Annotated in this window: 18 protein-coding genes; 12 read left to right on the top strand and 6 right to left on the bottom strand. The window is 58.2% G+C overall.

Annotation, left to right across the window (positions count from 1 at the left end; translation table 11 throughout):
• Positions 1–17 precede the first annotated feature (17 nt).
• On the top strand, positions 18–563 hold the full coding sequence (locus AC1V0D_RS11115; RefSeq protein ID WP_009092582.1) for a YfaZ family outer membrane protein: 546 nt from the start codon (positions 18–20) through the stop codon (positions 561–563).
• Positions 564–641: 78 nt separating this feature from the next.
• Here AC1V0D_RS11115 and AC1V0D_RS11120 read toward each other — a convergent pair whose 3' ends face one another.
• The 3 genes from AC1V0D_RS11120 to acs all read right to left on the bottom strand — a co-directional run bounded on the left by AC1V0D_RS11120 (position 642) and on the right by acs (position 4,719).
• A complete protein-coding gene (locus AC1V0D_RS11120) occupies positions 642–2,297 on the bottom strand; it encodes a cation acetate symporter (protein ID WP_482907420.1) in 1,656 nt (551 codons plus the stop codon).
• The gene (locus AC1V0D_RS11125; RefSeq protein WP_009092580.1) at positions 2,294–2,623 is read right to left on the bottom strand and encodes a DUF485 domain-containing protein; all 330 of its coding nucleotides are present in this window, start codon (positions 2,621–2,623) and stop codon (positions 2,294–2,296) included. Before AC1V0D_RS11125 ends, AC1V0D_RS11120 begins: the two co-directional genes overlap by 4 nt.
• A gap of 140 nt (positions 2,624–2,763) precedes the next feature.
• On the bottom strand, positions 2,764–4,719 hold the full coding sequence (gene acs, locus AC1V0D_RS11130; protein ID WP_482907421.1) for an acetate--CoA ligase: 1,956 nt from the start codon (positions 4,717–4,719) through the stop codon (positions 2,764–2,766).
• Positions 4,720–5,304: 585 nt separating this feature from the next.
• On the opposite strand from acs, the gene gltP reads away from it, so the two are divergent.
• From gltP to AC1V0D_RS11150, 4 genes are all read left to right on the top strand, one after another.
• The gene (gene gltP / locus AC1V0D_RS11135; RefSeq protein WP_009092578.1) at positions 5,305–6,606 is read left to right on the top strand and encodes a glutamate/aspartate:proton symporter GltP; all 1,302 of its coding nucleotides are present in this window, start codon (positions 5,305–5,307) and stop codon (positions 6,604–6,606) included.
• A gap of 358 nt (positions 6,607–6,964) precedes the next feature.
• Positions 6,965–7,876, top strand: a complete 912-nt coding sequence (gene murQ / locus AC1V0D_RS11140) for an N-acetylmuramic acid 6-phosphate etherase (RefSeq protein ID WP_325936556.1) — start codon at positions 6,965–6,967, stop codon at positions 7,874–7,876.
• Complete coding sequence (murP, locus tag AC1V0D_RS11145) at positions 7,876–9,330, top strand: PTS N-acetylmuramic acid transporter subunit IIBC (protein WP_482907422.1); 1,455 nt, start codon at positions 7,876–7,878, stop codon at positions 9,328–9,330. The genes murQ and murP overlap by 1 nt, the downstream gene beginning before the upstream one ends.
• A gap of 228 nt (positions 9,331–9,558) precedes the next feature.
• Positions 9,559–11,103: a methyl-accepting chemotaxis protein gene (locus AC1V0D_RS11150; protein WP_046101031.1), complete on the top strand. Its 1,545-nt coding sequence runs from the start codon at positions 9,559–9,561 to the stop codon at positions 11,101–11,103.
• On the opposite strand, the gene AC1V0D_RS11155 is transcribed toward AC1V0D_RS11150, so the two are convergent.
• Positions 11,100–12,077, bottom strand: coding sequence for a cupin domain-containing protein (locus AC1V0D_RS11155; RefSeq protein WP_482907423.1), 978 nt, complete (start codon positions 12,075–12,077; stop codon positions 11,100–11,102). The genes AC1V0D_RS11150 and AC1V0D_RS11155 overlap by 4 nt on opposite strands.
• Before the next feature lie 104 nt (positions 12,078–12,181).
• On the opposite strand from AC1V0D_RS11155, the gene AC1V0D_RS11160 reads away from it, so the two are divergent.
• The 3 genes from AC1V0D_RS11160 to yncE all read left to right on the top strand — a co-directional run bounded on the left by AC1V0D_RS11160 (position 12,182) and on the right by yncE (position 15,043).
• A complete protein-coding gene (locus AC1V0D_RS11160) occupies positions 12,182–13,369 on the top strand; it encodes an MFS transporter (protein WP_325974721.1) in 1,188 nt (395 codons plus the stop codon).
• 212 nt (positions 13,370–13,581) lie between these two features.
• Positions 13,582–13,791, top strand: a complete 210-nt coding sequence (locus AC1V0D_RS11165; protein WP_009092571.1) for a YdgH/BhsA/McbA family protein — start codon at positions 13,582–13,584, stop codon at positions 13,789–13,791.
• A gap of 199 nt (positions 13,792–13,990) precedes the next feature.
• Entirely contained in the window at positions 13,991–15,043 is a 1,053-nt protein-coding gene (gene yncE, locus AC1V0D_RS11170; protein ID WP_482907424.1) for a 7-bladed beta-propeller protein YncE, read from the top strand.
• Positions 15,044–15,148: 105 nt separating this feature from the next.
• Here yncE and sbmA read toward each other — a convergent pair whose 3' ends face one another.
• A complete protein-coding gene (gene sbmA, locus AC1V0D_RS11175) occupies positions 15,149–16,390 on the bottom strand; it encodes a peptide antibiotic transporter SbmA (protein ID WP_009092568.1) in 1,242 nt (413 codons plus the stop codon).
• Positions 16,391–16,666: 276 nt separating this feature from the next.
• On the opposite strand from sbmA, the gene AC1V0D_RS11180 reads away from it, so the two are divergent.
• From AC1V0D_RS11180 to AC1V0D_RS11190, 3 genes are read left to right on the top strand one after another with little or no spacing between them, the layout of a single operon-like run.
• Positions 16,667–17,401 (top strand): gluconate 2-dehydrogenase subunit 3 family protein, encoded by a 735-nt coding sequence (locus AC1V0D_RS11180; protein WP_009092567.1) that lies wholly within the window; start codon positions 16,667–16,669, stop codon positions 17,399–17,401.
• A 2-nt stretch (positions 17,402–17,403) separates the two neighbouring features.
• The gene (locus AC1V0D_RS11185; RefSeq protein WP_267369698.1) at positions 17,404–19,188 is read left to right on the top strand and encodes a GMC family oxidoreductase; all 1,785 of its coding nucleotides are present in this window, start codon (positions 17,404–17,406) and stop codon (positions 19,186–19,188) included.
• Positions 19,189–19,199: 11 nt separating this feature from the next.
• On the top strand, positions 19,200–20,510 hold the full coding sequence (locus AC1V0D_RS11190) for a c-type cytochrome (protein WP_058957011.1): 1,311 nt from the start codon (positions 19,200–19,202) through the stop codon (positions 20,508–20,510).
• A 42-nt stretch (positions 20,511–20,552) separates the two neighbouring features.
• Here AC1V0D_RS11190 and AC1V0D_RS11195 read toward each other — a convergent pair whose 3' ends face one another.
• Positions 20,553–21,962 carry an MFS transporter gene (locus AC1V0D_RS11195; protein ID WP_058957047.1) on the bottom strand — a complete coding sequence of 470 codons (1,410 nt, stop codon included), beginning with the start codon at positions 21,960–21,962 and terminating at the stop codon, positions 20,553–20,555.
• A 227-nt stretch (positions 21,963–22,189) separates the two neighbouring features.
• Between AC1V0D_RS11195 and AC1V0D_RS11200 the strand changes: the two genes are divergently transcribed.
• On the top strand, positions 22,190–22,522 hold the full coding sequence (locus tag AC1V0D_RS11200; RefSeq protein WP_009092563.1) for a type II toxin-antitoxin system RelE/ParE family toxin: 333 nt from the start codon (positions 22,190–22,192) through the stop codon (positions 22,520–22,522).

Here is a 22,522-nt window from a genome sequence, read left to right on the forward strand (position 1 = left end):
TTTCACGGAGTGGAATCATGTTTAAGCAACTTGTTACCGGGAGCGCCCTCGGGCTGGTTTTACTGAGCGGTGCCGCTCAGGCAATCGAAGGCAGTGTTGATGTCAGTGAACACAACACCAACCTGAATCTGGGTCTGGGCACCACCACGCCTGGGCTGTTTCTGAAGGGTAACTGGCTGCGTAGCGACCATGACGGCAGCACCTACGGTGCCGGTCTGGGTTACAACGTCGATTTCGGGCCGCTGCGTCTGGCGCCGACCGCAAAAGCGATCTTCACCCATCCTGAAGATGGAAAAGATGGATTTGCGGTGGCGCTGGGTGGTGCAGCACACTACAGCCTGAACAGCATGTGGGGCCTGTATGGCGAATACTACTATGCGCCGGAGTCCTTCACCGATCAGCTGGACAGCTACCAGGAAGCGGCGGGCGGCCTGAGCTTCACGCCGGTCTCACTGCTTAACCTGCGCGTGGGTTATCAGTACATCGAGCTGAACAACAAAGATGGACGCAAAGATAACGTGCTGGTCGATGGTCCTTATGTCGGGGCTTCACTGCGTTTCTGATGCGCGACATGAAAGAAAAGGGCGGCTGATTGAGCCGCCCTTTTTTTATGGCCTGTCTCTGCCCGTTTCAGAGGACGATCAGTGCGCTTTACCCTGTTCAATACCGGTGCCGGTCTGCGAGCGGATGAACTGCGCCCGGAAGCGCGAACGCTCCTCTGCACCCTGCGGCGAATGGTCGGTAATTGAGAAGATCCAGATGCCCACAAAGGCCACGATCATCGAGAACAGCGCCGGATACTCATACGGGAAGATCGGTGTGGCGTTGCCCAGCACCTGCACCCACACCGTCGGGCCGAGGATCATCAGGATCACCGCGGTCAGCAGACCGAGCCAGCCGCCCACCATCGCGCCGCGCGTGGTGAGTTTTGACCAGTACATCGACAGCAGGATGATCGGGAAATTACAGCTGGCCGCAATGGAGAAGGCCAGCCCGACCATAAAGGCAATGTTCTGCTTCTCAAACAGAATTCCCAGCGCAATCGCCACCACGCCCAGCGCCAGCACGGTGATTTTAGAGACCCGCAGTTCATCCTTTTCGCTGGCCTGACCTTTACGGTAAACGCTGGCATAGAGATCGTGCGACACCGCCGACGCGCCTGCCAGGGTTAAGCCCGCCACCACCGCCAGAATCGTGGCAAAAGCGACCGCAGAGATAAAGCCGAGGAAGGTGCTGCCGCCCACCGCATTCGCCAGGTGCACCGCCGCCATGTTGTTACCGCCTATCAGCGCACCCGCCGCATCTTTAAACGCCGGATTCGCGCCGACCAGCAGAATGGCCCCAAAGCCGATAATGAAGGTCAGGAAGTAGAAGTAACCCATGAAGCCGGTAGCCCAGAAGACGCTTTTCCGCGCCTCTTTGGCATCGGCCACGGTGAAGAAGCGCATCAGAATGTGTGGCAGGCCAGCCGTACCAAACATCAGCCCTAAGCCCAGTGACAGCGCCGAAATGGGATCTTTGACCAGTCCGCCAGGCTGCATAATTGCGGTGCCTTTGGGATGTACCGCCATCGCTTCGGTGAAGAGCGTATTAAAGCTGAAACCGGTCGCCTTCATGACCATCACCGCCATAAAGGTGGCGCCAAACAGCAGCAGCACCGCTTTGATGATCTGCACCCAGGTGGTGGCGAGCATGCCGCCAAACAGCACATACATCACCATCAGAATGCCGACCAGAATCACCGCCACATGGTAGTTAAGACCAAACAGCAGCTGGATCAGCTTCCCGGCCCCCACCATCTGTGCAATCAGGTAGAGCGCCACCACCACCAGCGAACCGCAGGCGGAGAGAATGCGGATCGGCATCTGCTTAAGACGATAGGAGGCGACATCCGCAAAGGTATAGCGACCCAGGTTGCGGAGCCGTTCGGCGATCAAAAACAGAATCATCGGCCAGCCGACCAGGAAGCCGAGCGAGTAGATCAGCCCGTCATAACCGGAGGTGTAAACCAGCGCCGATATCCCCAGGAACGACGCCGCGGACATAAAGTCTCCCGCCATCGCCAGACCGTTCTGAAAGCCGGTGATGTTGCCGCCCGCGGTGTAGTAGTCATTGCGTGAACGGGTTCGTCTGGAGGCCCAGTAAGTAATCCCCAGCGTGGCCCCGACGAAAATCATAAACATGATGATCGCCTGATAGTTGGTTGCCTGACGCTGCACGGCACCGGTTATCGCATCGGCGGCCAGCGCGGAGAAGGGCAGCATCAGGGCCAGCAGCCATAAGGTGAGTCGGGTCATGATTTCACCTCGCTGAGGATCGCTTTGGTTAAACGGTCAAACTCCCCGTTGGCGCGCCAGACATAGACGCCGGTCAGCAGAAAGGAGACCACAATCAGCCCGACACCAATCGGGATACCGCGGGTCACGTTGGTGCCGGCGTGCAGCGGCGTACCGAGCCAGCCGGGCGCGAACGCAATCAGCAGAATAAAACCGACATAAAGCACCAGCATAATCAGCGACAGCAGCGTCGCGAACGCCTGGCGTTTACGGACTAGCTCATGAAAACGGGGATTACGTTCAATCTGTTGATTGATTGCATCCTGACTCGAAAGGGCGTCATTCATCACATTTTCTCCAGAGGTCTTGCAGGGGAGAACCTCGCGTCAGGACGCGGATTCAGCTGGTTATAATATTTGTGACTACCGAAACAGACTGCGTGGGGCGGGGGGGGCGGGAAGCGATCTTCCCGCCGGACAGCGTGCGCTTAAGGCATGTTGATGGACTGTTTCTCCTCAAGCAGTTTTTCTACGACGCCAGGATCGGCGAGCGTGGAGGTGTCACCCAGATTGCTGGTGTCGCCGGTGGCAATTTTGCGCAGAATACGGCGCATGATTTTGCCGGAGCGGGTTTTCGGCAGAGAGTCCGTCCAGTGCAGCACATCCGGCGTGGCTATCGGGCCGATCTCTTTGCGTACCCACTGGCGGACTTCGGTGTAAAGCTCCGGTGACGGCTCCTCGCCGTGATTCAGCGTGATATAGGCATAAATCGCCTGACCTTTGATGCTGTGCGGAATGCCCACCACCGCGGCTTCGGCAATTTTCGGGTGCGACACCAGCGCTGACTCAATTTCGGCAGTGCCGAGCCGGTGACCGGAGACATTGAGTACGTCATCAACGCGGCCGGTGATCCAGTAGTAGCCATCCTCATCGCGACGGGCACCGTCACCACTGAAGTAGGCATTTTTAAAGGTGGAAAAATAGGTCTGCTCGAAACGGTCGTGATCGCCAAAGAGCGTTCGCGCCTGTCCGGGCCAGGATTCCGTGATCACCAGGTTGCCTTCGCAGGCACCTTCCTGAGGCTGACCTTCGTTGTCTACCAGCGCGGGCTGCACCCCGAAGAACGGCCGGGTGGCGGAACCGGCTTTCAGCTCGGTTGCACCCGGCAGCGGGGTGATCATGAAGCCGCCGGTTTCGGTCTGCCACCAGGTGTCCACAATCGGGCAGCGGCTGTTGCCGATTTTCTGATAGTACCACTCCCAGGCTTCCGGGTTGATCGGCTCGCCGACCGAACCCATGATGCGCAGCGTGCTGCGGTCAGTGTTCGCTATCGCCTTATCGCCTTCCGCCATCAGCGCACGGATAGCCGTGGGCGCGGTGTAGAGCAGGGTCACTTTATGTTTATCGACCACTTCCGCCATGCGGCTCGGTGTGGGCCAGTTCGGCACCCCTTCAAACATCAGCGTGGTTGCGCCACAGGCCAGCGGGCCATAGACCAGATAGCTGTGACCGGTGACCCAGCCGACATCGGCGGTGCACCAGTAGATATCATCCTGATGGTAATCAAAGACAAACTTAAAGGTGGTCGCCGCATAGACCAGATAGCCGCCCGTGGTGTGCAGTACCCCTTTGGGTTTACCGGTGGAGCCGGAGGTATAGAGGATAAACAGCGGATCTTCTGCACCCACTTCGGCTGGGGAGTGATTGGTGCTGGCGTTCTGCATCAGGTCATGCCACCACCGATCGCGGCCTTCCACCCAGCCCACCTCTCTACCGGTGCGCCGGAAGACCACCACGTTCTTCACGCTGGTGACGGCAGGATTTTTTAATGCGTCATCGACATTTTTCTTCAGCGGGATGCTGCGGCCGGCGCGGATCCCTTCATCCGCGGTGATCACCAGCGAGGCACTGGAGTCGACGATACGGCCCGCCACCGCCTCCGGTGAGAAGCCGCCAAAGATCACCGAGTGAACGGCCCCGATACGCGCACAGGCCAGCATCGCCACAGCCGCTTCCGGCACCATCGGCATATAGATCGCCACCACATCGCCTTTTTTCACCTCCAGCAGCTCCAGCACGTTGGCGAAGCGACAGACTTCAGCATGCAGCTGGCGGAAGGTCAGGGTTTTGCTCTCGCTGGCGTCGTCGCCTTCCCAGATAATGGCCGGGTGGTCGCCGCGCGTGGCGAGTTGACGGTCAAGGCAGTTTGCCGCCAGGTTCAGCGTGCCATCTTCGTACCAGCGAATGCTGATGTTACCCGGTGCAAATGAGCAGTTTTTCACGGTGCTGTAGGGCTTAATCCAGTCAAGGATTTTGCCCTGTTCGCCCCAGAAACTGTCCGGGTCGTCGACAGAGTGCTGATACATCGCCTGATACTGTTCTGCTGTGATCAGGGCATTCGCTGCAATGTTCTCTGGAACAGGATGTTTGTGGTTTTGGCTCATGGCGGATCTCCTTGAAGATGTTAATGATATGTCAATCAATAGTTAATTGAAGCCTGCCCTGAGCCTTTGTTTCTTTTTTGCGCCACAGATCACGGGATATTTCTTCGCCGCCTGAGCGGGAGGCTATCCCGATATTTCTGCTGGATAAGCCGACGGGGATAAGGGCGACAGGCATGACCTTTTGACACTCATCCTGAATAAAAAGCGAGCAAACGCGCCGGGAGCCTTTTTAACCGCTCCTGCATAGCTATGCGTAAATTCATCGAAGTAATACTTTTCATAACAGCAGGTTAGGGTTTTTCAGCGTCAGCAGCACTTTATGCTACTCAGGTGGTGAACTTTTAATCGGATCCGCCAGGGGTTGCATTTACCACAGTGAAAATGGTACTTATCTCGCCCCTGTTCTGCAGGTATCAACTCAGACCGCGTCTGAAAATGGGTATGGGAATCGTCAGATTTTCATACGAGGCGCTGTTTCAAGACACCCTCTAATTTACCGGGCTTTTTGCTCACTCCCTGTGTGTATCGTCTTCTGCACCTTCGCAGCAGAGAAAAAACGGGTTTTGACTGAGGAAATGACACGTTATGAAAGGTTTTAAAATCAGCCTGGCCTGGCAGATTCTGACAGCCCTTGTGCTTGGTATCATCGTGGGCGCTGTGTTGCATAATCAGCCAGACAATCGTGAATGGTTAGTCACCAACATTCTCAGTCCGGCAGGCGATATCTTCATTCATCTCATCAAGATGATTGTGGTACCGATTGTGATTTCATCCCTGGTGGTCGGCATTGCCGGCGTCGGTGATGCAAAGAAGCTGGGACGCATCGGCGTCAAAACGATTCTCTACTTTGAAGTGATCACCACCCTTGCCATTGTGGTCGGTATTACGCTGGCCAACGTATTTCAACCCGGCACCGGCATCGATATGTCAACGCTGGCAACGGTGGACATCTCTAAATATGAAGCGACAACGGCAGAGGTGCAGGGCGGTCCGCACAGCCTGGTCGCCACCATTCTGTCGCTGATCCCGCAGAACATCTTCGCCTCAATGGTGAAGGGCGACATGCTGCCGATTATCTTTTTCTCGGTACTGTTTGGCTTAGGCCTCTCGTCTCTGCCGTCAGAACAGCGCGATCCGCTGGTGAACCTGTTCCGTGGCATCTCTGAAACGATGTTTAAAGTCACGAACATGATCATGCGCTATGCGCCGGTAGGGGTGTTTGCGCTGATTGCGGTGACGATTGCCAACTTCGGCTTTGCCTCGCTCTGGCCGCTGGCCAAGCTGGTGCTGCTGGTTTACGTGGCGATTCTCTTCTTCGCCTTCGTGGTACTGGGCGGCGTGGCGCGTCTCTGCAAGCTGCGGATCACCACCCTGATGCGTATCCTGAAAGATGAGCTGATCCTCTCTTACTCCACCTCCAGTTCGGAAACCGTGCTGCCACGCATCATGGAGAAGATGGAAGCCTACGGCGCGCCGAAAGCGATCACCAGCTTTGTGGTGCCGACCGGCTATTCATTTAATCTCGATGGTTCAACGCTTTATCAGAGCATCGCGGCCATCTTTATCGCGCAGCTCTATGGCATTGACCTGTCACTGACCGACGAGATTGTGCTGGTGCTGACGCTGATGGTGACCTCGAAAGGGATCGCCGGCGTGCCGGGCGTGTCGTTCGTGGTGCTGCTGGCCACCCTGGGCAGCGTCGGCATTCCGCTGGAAGGCCTGGCGTTTATCGCTGGTGTTGACCGCATCATGGACATGGCGCGTACCGCACTGAACGTGGTCGGTAACGCGCTGGCGGTGCTGGTGATTTCCCGCTGGGAAAACCAGTTCGATGCAGAACAGGCGAAGGCGTACGAGCTGCAGCTGCGGACGCAGACCGCAGGCTGATCGTTCTCGTTCACGCAGAAAGGGCTCAACGAAAGTTGGGCCCTTTTTTTATGTGGCTTAGTTCATACCGGGTCGATAGGGCAGATGTCCGGCTAAAACTTCTTTTCAAACAGCAGTAAAACAGCCTGAGGGAAGAAAATGTTCACCTGACGAGTAAAGCGTCCCACGCCAGGGACGGCGTGGGCCGAGCGTCATGGATGACGAATGCGTCTTTACGATCAGGTGAACCTTTTCTGACCGGCTCCGGTTTGACAACGACGCCACTCACATCCAGTGAAAAAAGATCTCCCCCAGCGAATTAATCATTCTTTATAATGTTTTCCGGTTTGAATAATTTATTCCTTTTGCGGAGCCCGCCATGAAACTCGACCTCAGCCAGATGATTACCGAAGGCCGCAACCCGGCCAGCCAGAACATTGACGAACTCTCCACCGAAGCGATGCTGCGCGTCATTAATGATGAAGATAAAAAGGTCGCGCTGGCGGTTGAGGCTATCCTGCCGCAGATCGCTGCCGCCGTTGACGCCATCTGCGCCGCCTTCCGGGCCGGTGGACGACTGATCTACTGCGGCGCAGGCACCTCCGGACGGCTCGGTATTCTGGACGCCAGCGAATGCCCGCCCACCTTTGGCACCCCCCGCGAACAGGTTATCGGCCTGATCGCCGGTGGCCATACCGCCATCCTGCAGGCGGTTGAAAACGCCGAAGATAACCGGGAGCAGGGCGCGCAGGATCTGAAAGATATCCGCTTCAGCCGCCACGATATTTTGGTCGGTATCGCCGCCAGCGGTCGCACACCCTACGTGCTGGGTGCGCTGGCTTACGCGAACGAACTTGGCGCGACCACCGTGGCGCTCACCTGTAATCCGGACAGCGCCATGGCACAGGTTGCCGCGATTGCGCTCACTCCGGTGGTCGGCCCGGAGATTGTCACCGGCTCTTCCCGCATGAAAGCGGGCACGGCGCAGAAACTGGTGCTCAACATGCTTACCACCGGCGCGATGATCCGCAGCGGAAAGGTCTACGGCAATCTCATGGTGGATGTGGAAGCCACGAATCAGAAGCTGGTGCAGCGCCAGGTCAACATCGTCATGCAGGCCACGGATTGCGATGACGCCACGGCCCGCGCCGCGCTCACCGCCTGCGGCGGACACTGCAAAACGGCCATCCTCATGGTGCTGGCCGGACTGGACGCCGATGAGGCAAAAGCGCTGCTCAGCCAGCATCAGGGCTTTATCCGCCAGGCTCTGCAGGCAGCGGGAGCACGCTGATGGCCAGCATCACCGTAGCACTGCTGCGCGATATCCTGCAGGCGGTCGGAGGGGCGCACAATATCGCAGCCTGCGGCCACTGCATGACGCGGCTGCGGCTGACGCTCAATCAGGCCGGGCAGGCCGATCTGGCACGCCTGAAAAGCCTGCCGGGCGTGCTGGGCGTCATCGACAGCGAGGCGCAGCTTCAGATTGTCCTCGGTCCGGGGAAAGCGCAGACCGCCGCGGAAGGGATGCAGCGCCTGCTGTCACAGGAAGATATCTCGCCACCTCCGCGCCAGCAGACGGCGGATCTGGCACCGCGGGCGGCGGAGCAGAAGCAGCAGCTCAGGGCGAAACAGACCCACGGCGTTCACCAGTTTCTGTCGCGTTTTGCCACCATTTTTACCCCGCTGATTCCGGGCTTTATCGGCGCGGGCCTGCTGCTCGGTTTTGCCACGCTGATTGAGCAAAGCCTCCACCTTAATACGCCCGGCGACCATGCGCCCTGGCTGCTGCACACCGTGGCGTACATGAAAGTGTTCGGCAAAGGGCTGTTCACCTTTCTCAGCATCCTGATTGGCTACAACGCGCAGAAAGCCTTTGGCGGCAGCGGCGTCAATGGTGCCATCATCGCCTCGCTGTTTGTGCTGGGCTATGTGCCCACTGCCACCACGGGTTACTACGGCGGGATGGAGAGCTTCTTTGGCCTCAGCATCGATCCGCGCGGCAACATTATCGGGGTGCTGATGGCGACGATTATCGGGGCATGGATTGAGAAACAGCTGCGCCGCATCATTCCCGATAATCTCGATATGATCCTCACTTCGCTGTTTACACTGGTGATCACCGGCGCCATCACCTATCTGCTCATCATGCCGCTGGGCGGTGAACTGTTCAGAGGGATGTCATGGCTGTTCATCCATCTCAACAATAATCCCTTTGGCTGTGCTCTGCTGGCCGGGCTGTTCCTGATTGCGGTGATGTTCGGCATCCATCAGGGTTTTATTCCGGTCTACTTTGCGCTGATGGAAAGCCAGGGCTTTAACTCCCTGTTTCCGATTCTGGCAATGGCGGGGGCCGGGCAGGTCGGTGCAGCACTGGCGCTGTGGTGCAAAGCGGAGAAGGGGGCACTGCTGCGGGCGCAGATCAAAGGTGCCATTGTGCCGGGCCTGCTGGGTGTCGGTGAACCTCTGATCTACGGCGTCACCCTGCCGCGCCTCAAGCCCTTCGTCACCGCCTGTGGGGGCGGAGCGCTGGGCGGTTTCTTTATCGGACTGGTGGCGTGGCTGGGATTACCGGTGGGGATGAATACGGTATTCGGGCCATCCGGTCTGGTCACGCTGCCGCTGATGACGTCCGGACAGGGGATCTTCGCCGGGATGGCGGTCTATCTGGCCGGGCTGATGGTCGCCTGGACCGGCGGGTTTCTGCTGACCTGGTGGTTCGGCACCCGAAATGTTGACCTCAGCTGACGGACTGCCGGAATTCTGAAATCCGGCTAACGGATGAATAATCACCCAAAAATGTGAAAGCCGCTGCAAAGTGGCTTTTTTCGCGGCAGAAATTTAACGGAATCGCTAAAGAGAGTACAGACGCATGCCGAAAACATAAAAAAAGGTAATCGTTATCTCTCAGCCTGCCGTTTTCTCGCTGACAGTTAAGCTGTCACGGGCAGAAGGTCGGGTCTTCAAGGATTTTTGATGCGTAACAACCAGCCTGTCTCTCAGCGTGAATATCTGTTCGACGATCATGCGACACTGATGTCCACCACCGATCTCAACAGCCACATCACCTACGCCAACGACGCCTTCATCGAAGCGAGCGGATTCACCGCCGACGAGATCAACGGCCAGCCGCACAATATGGTGCGCCATCCCGACATGCCGCCGGAGGCCTTTGCTGACATGTGGGCAACGCTGAAGCAGGGCGAGCCCTGGACCGCGCTGGTCAAGAACCGACGCAAAAATGGCGATCACTACTGGGTGCGGGCCAATGCCATTCCGGTGGTGCGCGACGGCAAAGTGCAGGGCTATATGTCGGTGCGCACCAAACCCACCCCGGAAGAGGTGCGTCAGAGCGAAGCGCTCTATCAGGATTTTCGTGAAGGCCGCGCCAGAGGGCGACGTTTTCACAAAGGCCTGCTGGTGCGCAGCGGCTGGGGCCGTCCCGCCTCATTGCTGAAGACGCTGCCCCTGCGCTGGCGGATCCGCAGCACCCTGCTGGCGCTGCTGCCTCTGTCGGTGGCGGGTACCTGGGCGCTGGGTATGACACCGGCGGCCCTGGCCGGTTTTGCTGCCGGTATGGCCGCTCTGCTGACACTCAGCAGCCTCTGGCTGGAGCAGCAGATCTCCCGCCCGATCGAGCGGATGTGTCAGCAGGCCCTGCGCGTGGCGACCGGAGCCAGCCATCAGGTTGAGCAGATGGATCGCGTGGATGAGGTGGGCGTAACGCTGCGTGCCATCGGTCAGCTCGGCCTGATGTTCCGCTGGCTGGTGGATGATGTCAGCGGCCAGGCGATCAACGTTTTAAGCGCCAGTGACGCTATCGCCCGCAGCAATAACGAACTGAGTCGTCGCACCGAGCAGGCGGCCGCCAACGTGCAGCAGACGGCGGCCACCATGAACGAAATGACCGCGACGGTGAAGAGCAATACGGAAACCGCGCATGAGGTAAATACCCTCTCTGCCGACACCAGCAGTGCGGCGAGCAAAGGCGGCGAGGTGATGAGCGAGATGATGGAAATGATGGGCGAAATCGCCGACAGCTCGAAGCGAATTGCCAATATTACCAGCGTGATCGACGGTATTGCCTTCCAGACCAACATCCTGGCGCTGAACGCGGCCGTTGAAGCGGCACGGGCCGGTGAACAGGGCAAAGGCTTTGCGGTGGTGGCGGGCGAGGTGCGCAGTCTGGCGCAGCGCAGCGCCAAAGCGGCCAGTGAGATTAAAATGCTGGTCGAAACCAGCGCTGGCCGGGTCAAATCGGGCAATGAACACGCCAGCGCGGCAGGCCGGACCATGCAGGATATCGTGTCGCAGGTGCAGAATGTCACGGCACTGATTGCCCAGATCAGTGCCGCCACCGCCGAGCAGGCCACCGCACTCAGTGAGGTGAGTTCAGCGGTGGAAGATCTTGATGACATTACCCATCAGAACGCCGCGCGCGTATCGGAAAGCGCCGAGGCGTCGGGCCGCATGACCCATCAGGCAAACCGTCTGGTGGAGGCGATCAGCGTATTCCGCTAAGCGGCAGATGAGGCGGTCAGCGCCTGCGTGCCTTCGCGTCCGGCCCGCAGCGCGCCTGGCGACTGACCGACGATGCGTTTAAAGGCGCGGCTGAACGCTGCAATCGAACCGTAGCCGAGATGGTAAGCCACGGCTTCCACCGCTTCGCCATTGTTCACAATCCGCTGCACCGCCAGCCGCATCCGCAGTTCGGTCAGATAACGTAACGGCGTCATGCCGGTGGCGTTGAGAAAACGGCCGGCAAACACCGAACGCGAACAGCCCGCCACGCTGGCCAGCCGTGCGACCGTCCAGTTTTCGCCCGGCTCCCGGTGCATGGCGGCAATCGCCTGACTCAGCCGCGGATCGCGCATCGCCTGCACCAGCCCGCTCTGCTGGCCGCAGCCGTTCTCCACCCAGCCGCGCACAATCAGCGCGGCAACCACGTCGGCCAGACGCGACAGAATACCGGCAAATCCCGCCTGCCGGGTGCGCGACTCCCGTTCCATCGCCGCCAGGAGCGGCTGAATCTCCGGATACTGCGACAGCAGGGTACTCACCAGCATCACATCCGGCATAGTATTGATCAGCGGCTGCATGCCGCCCAGTTCAAATGCCATACAGGCGCTGAACAGCAGCACGCTGTGCTCATCCTCTCCGGCATCCTCCGGAGCGGCAATGGCGCAGACGCTGTCGCAGATCGGCTTGCTCGTCATATTTTTCACACACAGGCAGGCCACCTCCTCGCCGGAGATCAGGCTGTGCGGTTTACCGTGCGGCACCAGCAGCGCATCGCCGCTGTGAAGCGGAAACACCTCACCGGAGGCACTGCGCACCAGCAGTGAGCCGCGGCCGACAAAGTGAAACTGCGCCCGCCCCGGTGCGTGATCGAAGCGCAGCCCGAACGGTGCGCTTACGGCGATACGCTGATAGTTGACGCCATAAAGGCGCATCCCCATCAACAGCTCGCTGGTCAGGTCTCCATAGTGGCTCATGCGATTCCAGACGAATTATCAAAAATGAAGGTGTAAGCATCATAGATCGTCCTGACGCCTCCCTCTATGCTCTCTCACACTTTTTTATCTTCCGGAGAAGCAGCATGAGTCTGACAACCGAAGTGGCTGATGAGGTTTCCTCGCCGACCCACCCCGCGTGGGGCGCAGTTTTTGCTATGGCGTTTGGGGTGTTCAGCCTGATTACCGCCGAATTTTTACCCGTGAGTCTGCTGACGCCCATGGCGCACAGCCTCGGCGTTTCAGAAGGGCAGGCGGGACAGACCGTCACCATTACCGCCCTGGTGGCGCTGTTTACCAGCCTGGTGACCGGCAGTGTCACGCGGCGTATCGATCGCCGCATCGTGATGCTGGTGTTCTCACTGCTGCTGATCGCCTCGGCGCTGATGGTGGCGTTTGCCGGCGATCTGACGGTGATATTGCTGGCGCGCGTGTTGCTGGGGATGGCGATAGGTGGCTTCTGGACGCTCTCAACCGCCATCACCATGCGTCTGGTGCCCGTCGATCAGGTGCCGCGGGCGCTCTCCATCGTCTTCAGCGGGATCTCGCTGGCGACGATTATCGCCACGCCGCTTGGCAGCTACCTCGGTGGCCTGGTGGGCTGGCGCAACATCTTTATGCTGACCGCCGGGCTGGGCGCGTTGGCGCTGCTGTGGCAGTTCTTTACCCTGCCCGCCATGCCGGCAGAGAACAAAGCCCGCAGCGGCGGCGTACTGACCCTGCTGCGGATCGGCGTGATGCGCTGGGGCATGCTGGCCGTGATCATGATGTTCACCGGCCACTTCGCCTTCTTTACCTATCTGCGCCCTTTCCTGGAAGGTGTGGCGCAGTTCAACCTTAACCAGCTGTCGCTGGCGCTGCTGGCCTTTGGTGTGGCGAACTTCTTTGGCACCTCGCTGGCCGGTTTTCTGGTGACTCGCAGCGTGTCGCTGACGCTGAGCGGGATGGCGCTGCTGATGAGCCTGACCGCGCTGCTGCTGGTGACTTTTGGCGGGGTCAGCTGGATAGTGGGAGCGGGCGTGGCGATCTGGGGCATGGCGTTTGGTTCGATGCCAACCGGCTGGTCAACCTGGATTTCGCGCGCGGTGCCGGATGATGCAGAATCGGGCGGTGGTCTGCTGGTCGCCACGATTCAGCTGGCGATAACTGTCGGCGCGGCGGCGGGCGGCTGGATGTTCGATCTGCGCGGCGCTGGCGGCGTATTTGTTGCCAGCGGGGTACTGATGCTGCTGGCTGCACTGACCATCTTCAGCCGGGTCCGGCACCACGGTTAATCTTTTTCAGGCAGCGGATTATGCTGCCTTTTCTTTCATGAGCGGGTTATTAACCTTTTGAGCGATAACTGTACGATGCGTGCTTTTTATGTTCAGTTTTTCTGAAAGAGATAAGCAAAACCCTCCGCTTTTTCCTGATCAACTTCCGGACTATTATTTCTATCAACAAGGCAGCACGCCTTACCTGATAAAAATCAACCGAGGAATTGACCATGAAATCTATCAAAACTTTTGCAGCTGTTATCGCGCTTTCTGTTCTGCCATTCGCCAGCTTCGCGCAATCTGTGACCGCCATCGACTCTACATTGGACGGTGCTGAAGCGAAAATTGCTGCGCAGGCTCAGGAAGCTGGTGCTTCATATAAAATCACCGAAGCTTACACCAACAACGGCGTGCACATGACCGCTGAGCTGCTGAAATAATCTTTCTGCCCTCCCATGCTGACAGGACGCCTCCGGGCGTCCTGGCGGCGTTTCTGCGCGAATAATCCTGTCCCTTTCCTTCCGAAATAATTATTATTCTCAAAAACAAGATTCTCTCAGGCTGCTGGTCAGCTGTTTCTGGTTGCAATGTCGGGCTTTCATTTCACTGCATCTGCGGTGAATTCACTCTGGAGAAGTTATGAAAGCGAATACCAATACGCGCCGGACGCTGCGTCCGCTGTTACTGGCTACGGCCCTGTTTTCTGCGTCAGGATGGCTGGCTGTGCAGGCAGAAGATCTGAATCAGGCGGTGGGCAAAGGGGTCTATGAACTGGCCGTCAGCCCGAAGGAGAATGCGCTGTTCGTGGCGACAGCACAAAACAGCAGCGGCGAGGGCGGCACCGTGTTTCGTCTCGATCCCGCGACGCTGGCGGTGCAGAAGTCGATCGCCACGCCGCTGAAATCGTTTGGCGCGGCGCTCAACCCGCAAACGAACGTGCTCTATATCGGAAATACGCTTGACGGTTCAGTGACCGCGATTGATGCCAGCAGTGGCAACGTCCTCAACACGCGGGTGCTGGATGGCCGCAAGCGCAGCGAAACCGTGCGTCCGTTGCAGCCGCGTCAGGTGGCCGTGGATGTGAAAACTAACCGCGTCTATATCACCGGGCTGGGGCCGCAGAGCGTGGTCTGGGTCGTGGATGGCAGTTCGCTGAAACTGATCAGCACGATCCCGAACACCGGCAAAATGGGCACAGGCCTGGCAGTGGATTCAGCCGCGCAGAAGGTGTACGTCACCAATGCGGATGGCGAGCTGGTGACTATAAACGCCCGCACCAATGCCGTTGAGAAAAAACAGAAGATTGATGGCGATAAAGCGCACTTCTTCCTGAACATTGCGCTGGATACGCGCGGTCAGCGTGCCTTCCTGAGTGATTCAAAGCAGGCTCAGGTGCTGGTGGTTGATCTGCGTAGTCAGCAGGTCATACAGCGGATTGCCGTTCCGGAATCGCTGGCGGTGCTGTTCAATCCGGATCGCGATGAGCTCTATGTCACCCATCGCAAAGCGGGCGAGGTCAGCATCATCGACGCCCGCACCTATCAGGTTAAACGTACTGTAAAAACGCCGGCCCTGCCGAACAGTCTGGCGCTCTCAGCGGATGGCAACGTGCTTTATGTCAGCGTGAAGCAGCCAGGCTCGCGCAAGGCGCCGCCAGCGAATCCTGATAGCGTGATGCGCATAACTCTGTAAGGAACGCTCTCTGCGCGGGGAGGTAAACGGTTTTACCGCCGCGCTGTGTCACCGGAAAAGCCACTCTCACGGGTGGCTTTTTCGCCTCAATAAAGCGCCTGTGCGCTACACATCCTCTGACGCTTCGCGCATCATCTCGTCGTGCGGCACATCATCCAGAATCTGCTCGAAGCTGCGCAGACGTTTGTAGATGGACATCAGTTCAATCAGCGTCGACCAGGAGGCGATCAGATACTGGAACGAGCCGCGCACCTGATCAAACACGTTGGTGATCTGATTGAGTAAGCCCAGCGTGATGGTGCCCGCCACAATCGAAGGAAACAGCAGGAACAGGCCAAACACGTTATCGACCTGCAGATAGAGAATGCGGGTGATGTTGAAGTAGAGATAGTGAAAGTAGAGACGGAAGTAGTTAACCCGCACCCGACTGAACAGCTCCTGCACCGTCTGTGGCCCGGCGCGATCGGCATTGTCTTCGCCGTAGACCAGCTCTTTACGGTAGGCGGCTTCGACCCGCTGGTTGCGGAACTCCAGCCCAGGCAGTTTAATCCCGACCAGCGCCAGTAAACCTGTACCAAACACCGACCAGAGCACCGCGGCAATCACCAGCGCGTAAGGGATATTACCGAGGAACGGAATATCTTTAACGTGATGGGAGAGCGCCACCAGTACCGGCAAAAATGCCACCAGCGTCATGATCGCCTGAATAAAACTGACACCCCAGTTTTCCAGCGTGGTCGCAAAGCGCATGGTGTCTTCCTGCACACGCTGTGCGGCACCTTCAACATGGCGCAGCCGCTGCCAGTTGTGCATGTAATAGTTATTCATGGCGGTACGCCAGCGGAAAACCCAGTGGCTGATAAAGAACGAATTGAGTACGCCAATCACCACCGCGATTAATGCGATGCCGAGAAAAGCCACAACCTGGTGGTAAAACTCAGCAATCTGCACCGATCCCGCTTTTGTCAGCGCTTTCTGGATCAGATCGTAAAACGGGCCATACCAGGCGTTGATGGCGACCCCGACCTGGACACCAAACCAGGTGACAAAGATGATCAGTGCCGATCCCCAGACTGACCAGCGTTGCCACGGATGAGAGTCGATCACCCGCCACGCCACGGCAAAAATGGCGACCATTATCCAGTAATAGAGATAGAACCAGATCTGACTCGCCGCGATAAAACGCGCTGCGGTCGTCGGCAGGGGCGCTTTGATGGCGGTTTCGAACATGGGCCACATGCCGGGCAACTGCTCAGCAAAACCAAACCAGGCAAAAATAGCGACTAAACTCCAGACGGCCGCTGAGCTGAAAAACAGCGCTGGCCGCGGAAAAAAAGACTTAAACATAGGCACTCCGCTGTTGTGTGTGGTCTTTTATAACGTTTTGGTTGCTTGCTGTCTGTAGTCTGTTGTTTCTGCTCATGACAGGACAGGGATGAATGTTAATGAAATTGTGCGGTTTTGTTTCGCGGAACTAAATCTTTGTGAATAGCAGTGTTACAATATGGCGGCTTGTTACCGGTAACAAGCCGGCATCAGGGCCGGTATCTGCTGATAAAAACCACTACAACGCAACCACCTATTTTTTCATACCGCCATCCAGCGCGGGAATGAGGCAATGTCATGTCAGAACAAAAAAAGGGTCATTCACGCAGGGATTTTTTGCTGAAGACAATCACCCTGGCGCCTGCAATGGCGGTAGGGTCCACAGCGATGGGTGCTCTCTCCCTGCCGCTGACCGCACAGGCGGCTGAAACGCCGGCTGCACCACAGAAGGCGCGTGATTATCAGCCCTCCTGGTTTACCGCCGAAGAGTATGCCTTTATCACCGCCGCCGTGGCGCGCCTGATCCCCAGCGATGAACGCGGGCCTGGCGCAGTGGAAGCGGGCGTGCCGGAGTTCATCGACCGCCAGATGAATACACCCTATGCCACCGGATCGAACTGGTATATGCAGGGGCCGTTTAATCCCGATCTGCCGAAAGAGCTGGGCTATCAGCTGCCGCTGGTGCCGCAGCAGATCTACCGTCTCGGTCTGGCCGATGCCGACCACTACAGCAAACAGCAGCACGGTAAGGTGTTCGCTCAGCTCAGCGCGGAGCAGCAGGATGCGCTATTGCAGGCGATGGAGAGTGGCAGCGCCGAATTCAGCCAGCTGCCCGCTAAAACCTTCTTTGCCTTTCTGCTGCAGAACACCCGCGAAGGCTTCTTCAGCGATCCTGTCCACGGCGGAAATCAGGGAATGGTCGGCTGGAAGCTGATCAACTTCCCTGGCGCACGCGCCGACTTTATGGACTGGGTAGAGCGCGGTGAACGTTATCCGTTCCCGTCAGTATCGATTCGCGGGGAGAGAAGTTAAGCATGGCAAACGAAATGAAAAAAGTGGATGCGGTGATTGTTGGCTTCGGCTGGGCCGGTGCCATCATGGCAAAAGAGCTGACCGAAGCGGGCCTGAATGTGCTGGCGCTGGAGCGTGGGCCGCATCGCGACACCTATCCCGACGGCTCTTATCCGCAGTCCATTGATGAGCTGACCTATAACATCCGCAAAAAGCTGTTCCAGGATCTCTCTAAAAGCACCGTGACCATCCGTCATGATGCTTCGCAGACGGCGGTGCCTTATCGTCAGCTGGCGGCATTCCTGCCCGGCACCGGCACCGGCGGCGCGGGCCTGCACTGGTCAGGCGTCCACTTCCGCGTGGATCCGATTGAACTGCGGATGCGCAGCCATTACGAAGAGCGTTACGGCAAGAATTTCATCCCGGAAGGCATGACGATTCAGGATTTTGGCGTCAGTTACGATGAGCTGGAGCCGTTCTTCGATAAGGCAGAAAAAGTCTTTGGCACCTCAGGCAGCGCCTGGAGTATCAAGGGCAAGGTGGTCGGCAAAGATAAAGGCGGTAACCCGTTTGCGCCCGATCGCTCAGATAACTTCCCGCTGCCCGCACAGAAGCGTACCTACTCGGCGCAGCTGTTTGCGCAGGCGGCGGAGTCGGTCGGCTATCATCCTTACGATCTGCCTTCCGCCAACACCTCCGGGCCCTATACCAACACCTATGGCGCGCAGATGGGGCCGTGTAACTTCTGCGGATACTGCAGCGGCTACGCCTGCTACATGTATTCCAAAGCGTCACCTAACGTGAACATCCTGCCTGCCCTGCGCCAGGAGCCAAAGTTTGAACTGCGTAACAACTCGTATGTCCTGCGGGTCAATCTCAGCGATGACAAAACGCGCGCAACCGGCGTGACCTATGTGGACGGGCAGGGGCGCGAGCAGGTGCAGCCCGCTGACCTGGTGATCCTCTCCGCCTTCCAGTTCCACAATGTGCATCTGATGCTGCTGTCAGGCATCGGCAAGCCTTACAACCCGATTACCAACGAAGGCACCGTCGGCCGCAACTTCGCCTATCAGAACCTCTCTACCCTGAAGGCGCTGTTTGATAAAAACACCACCACTAACCCGTTTATCGGCGCAGGTGGCGCGGGCGTTGCGGTTGATGATTTCAACGCCGATAACTTCGACCACGGACCGCTGGGCTTTGTGGGCGGATCGCCATTCTGGGTCAACCAGGCGGGAACCAAGCCGATCTCCGGCATGCCAGTGCCTGCCGGTACGCCAAACTGGGGCAGTAAATGGAAAGCGGCAGTGGCGGATACTTACACCCATCACCTGTCGATGGATGCGCACGGCGCGCATCAGTCCTACCGCGCTAACTATCTCGATCTCGATCCCAACTACAAAGATGCCTATGGGCAGCCACTGCTGCGCATGACCTTTGACTGGCAGGAGAACGACATCAAAATGGCGCAGTTTATGGTCGGAAAAATGCGCAATATCGCTGAAGCGATGAATCCGAAGATGATTCTGGGCGGCGCGAAAAAGCCGGGCACCCATTTTGACTCCACGGTGTATCAGACCACCCACATCAGTGGCGGTGCGATCATGGGCGACGATCCGAAAACCAGTGCGGTTAACCGCTATCTGCAAAGCTGGGACGTGCCGAATGTGTTTGTGCCAGGCGCCTCTGCCTTCCCGCAGGGACTGGGCTACAACCCGACCGGCATGGTGGCGGCGCTGACCTACTGGTCAGCTAAAGCGATTCGCGAAAACTACCTGAAGAACCCCGGCCCACTGGTGCAGGCATAAGGAACATGGCGATGAAAAATGGCATTCTGGCCCTGATTCTGGGCACCCTGACCTTTGCCGCGCTGGCGGATGAGAGCCAGGACAATCTGGTTAAGCGGGGAGAGTATCTGGCGCGCGCCGGTGACTGTGTGGCCTGTCACACCAGCAAAGGCGGCGCGACCTTTGCCGGTGGTCTGCCGATGGCCACCCCGATTGGCACCATCTACTCCACCAACATTACCCCCGATCGCACGACCGGTATCGGTGAGTACAGCTACGACGACTTCCAGAAAGCGGTGCGTCATGGCGTGGCGAAAAATGGCGATACCCTCTATCCCGCCATGCCTTATCCCTCTTACGCGGTCGTCAGCGATGAGGATATGAAGGCGCTTTACGCCTACTTCATGCATGGCGTGACGGCGGTGAAGCAGCCAAATCGCGACAGCGACATTCCGTGGCCGCTGTCGATGCGCTGGCCGCTGGCGATCTGGCGCGGAATTTTTGCGCCCGATGTGAAAGCGTTCCAGCCTGCCGCTCAGGAAGATCCGGTGCTGGCGCGCGGTCGCTATCTGGTTGAGGGGCTGGGCCACTGCGGTGCCTGTCACACGCCGCGCAGTTTCACCATGCAGGAGAAGGTGCTGACCAACGCCGAAGGCAACGACTATCTGGCAGGCAGCAGCGCGCCGATTGACGGCTGGACGGCCAGCAACCTGCGTGGCGATAACCGCGATGGGCTGGGGCGCTGGAGCGAAGATGACCTGCGTCAGTTCCTGCGTTATGGCCGTAACGATCAGACTGCCGCGTTCGGTGGGATGACCGACGTGGTGGAACACAGCCTGCAGCACCTGAGCGAAGCCGATATCACCGCGATTGCGCGCTATCTGAAGTCCTTGGGCGCGAAAGATCCGCATCAGGCGGCCTTCAGCGTGGATGATGCCACCGCCAAAGCACTCTGGCGCGGCGATGACAGCCAGACCGGCGCGGCGGCCTATGTCGACAGCTGTGCGGCATGCCATAAAACCGATGGCAGCGGCTATAAGCGTTTTTATCCGGCGCTGCGCGGCAACCCGGTGGTACTGGCGGACGATCCGACCTCGCTGATTCACATCGTGCTGGTGGGTGGGCAACTGCCTGGTGTGAACGGTGCGCCATCGACCATTACCATGCCGGCATTTGGCTGGCGGCTGAACGACCAGCAGGTTGCCGATGTGGTGAACTTCGTGCGTAACAGCTGGGGCAATAAGGCGTCAGAACCGGTGACCGCGAAACAGGTCGCGTCGCTGCGTAAAGATGAGAAGGATCGTCTGGGCAGTGCAGATATCCGGGTGCTGGAAGGCAAATAACCCGTAAAAAGGCCGTCACCATCAGGATGACGGCCTTTTCTTTTAAATATTCTCCAGATCGATTCCACGGGTTTTCGGCCCGTAAATCCCTACCGACAGCATCACCATCAGCATGCTCAGCACGATGAACGTAATCACGCCCGGCGTGCCGGCGTATTGCAGGATCACCCCGATTAAAATACTGCTGAATACCGTAGAGAGGCGGCTGAAGGAGTAGCAGAAGCCGACTGCCCGCGCCCGGATGTGGGTCGGGAAAATCTCGGTCTGATAGGCGTGAAAGCTGAAAGTCAGCCAGGCGTTGGACCAGGTAATCAGGAAGCCGCAGAGGATCAGCAGCACCGGCTGCGTCTGGAAGGCGAACAGCGTGCCGAATACAACCGTCATCAGCGATGACAGAACAATCTGCCACTTATTCTCCAGCTTGTCGGCATAGCGGCTACAGATCAGCGATCCCAGCGGATAGGCTAGCGTGATAAAGAAGGCATAGAGCAGGCTGTGTGTCACCGTGGCACCGCGGCCTGACAGCAGCGCAGGCAGCCAGTTACCAAAGCCAAAAAAGCCGATCGCCTGGAAAAAGTTCATCACCACCAGCATCAGGGTGCGCTGTCGATAAGCGGGAGCCCAGATCTCACGAAAGCGCCCGCGTTTGGGCAGCTGTGCAGCCGCGTCATCGGGCAGGATAGCGGGCCCGGCCGGAATGCCGCAGCGCTGCTCCATCGCCGATAACACCTCATGCGCCGCCTGATAGCGCCCCTGCTGCGCCAGCCAGCGTGCCGATTCCGGCAGATTTCTGCGCACCAGCCAGATCACCAGTGAACAGAGTGCGCCTGCGATCACGACCCAGCGCCAGCCTTCCAGACCGAATACGGTCTGCGGCACCAGCCACCACGACATCAGCGCGACGGCAGGCACCGATAAAAACTGCACGAAAAAGGCGTAAGCAAAGGCGCGGCTGCGCAGGTGGCTCGGCACCCATTCCGACAGATAGGTATCAATGGTCACCAGCTCGACGCCCAGCCCGATCCCCACCAGAAAGCGGAACAGAATGATCATCTCCGCGCTCTGCTGAAAGGCCATCAGCAGGGAAAAGAGCCCATACCAGAGCAGTGCACACATAAAGGTCAGGCGGCGGCCAAATCGGTCAGCGTAGGGGGCCAGCAGGCTGGCGCCGAAAAAGAGGCCGAGAAAGGTGGCTGAGGCAAACGCAGCCTGATCGGAGAAGCCGAGCACACCCGCCTCACCGGTGTGAAAGACGCCCGCCGCCAGCAGGCCGGTGCTGATATAGCCGGTTTCAAACAGGTCGTAAAGTTCAAAAAAGCCGCCCAGCGCCAGCAGGGTGATAAAGCGCCATAAGCCAGCGGACGCGGGCAGCGCATCAATGCGCCCGGCTACGCTGTTGCGGGCCGCCGATGACGCGTGCATCGGCGGCATGCGGGTGGAGTGAGTGGTCATATCAGCGTCAACCTCAGGCAGTGTGGGAAACACCCGCAGGCGGTTATTCAGAACGTCAACCGTTAGCAGGCGAAGAAATAGCAGAATAATCAATTCATCTGCTGTTGCCGAGAGGGGCGTTGCTGACGATTTAGCAACATACGTTGCAGGTTTTGCCATCCGTGGGCTTTTTCATGAAGCAGGCTGGGTGTACTATGTACTCCTCATGGAAGAGGCAGGAGTGAGCGATGAGTCAGGCAATTGAGTTTATCGAAACCCCGATGTTTACCCGACAGATAAAGCAAATCGCCACGGATGAAGAGCTTCGGGAGCTTCAGAGGGAGCTTATCGAGTCACCGGAGAAAGGCGATCTTATTCAGAAAACCGGCGGACTGCGAAAAATCAGGATGGCGACGGGCAATCAGGGTAAAAGCAGCAGCGCAAGGGTAATTTACTTTCTGGCTACCGCTGAGGTGATTTACCTGATCATGGCTTATCCAAAGAATCTCAAAGAGAACCTCACGGATGCGGAAAAAGCCGTGCTGAAAAAGCTGACACAAAGACTGAAAGAGGAGATATGA

It is taken from the genome of Pantoea sp. PA1, from assembly GCF_056856975.1.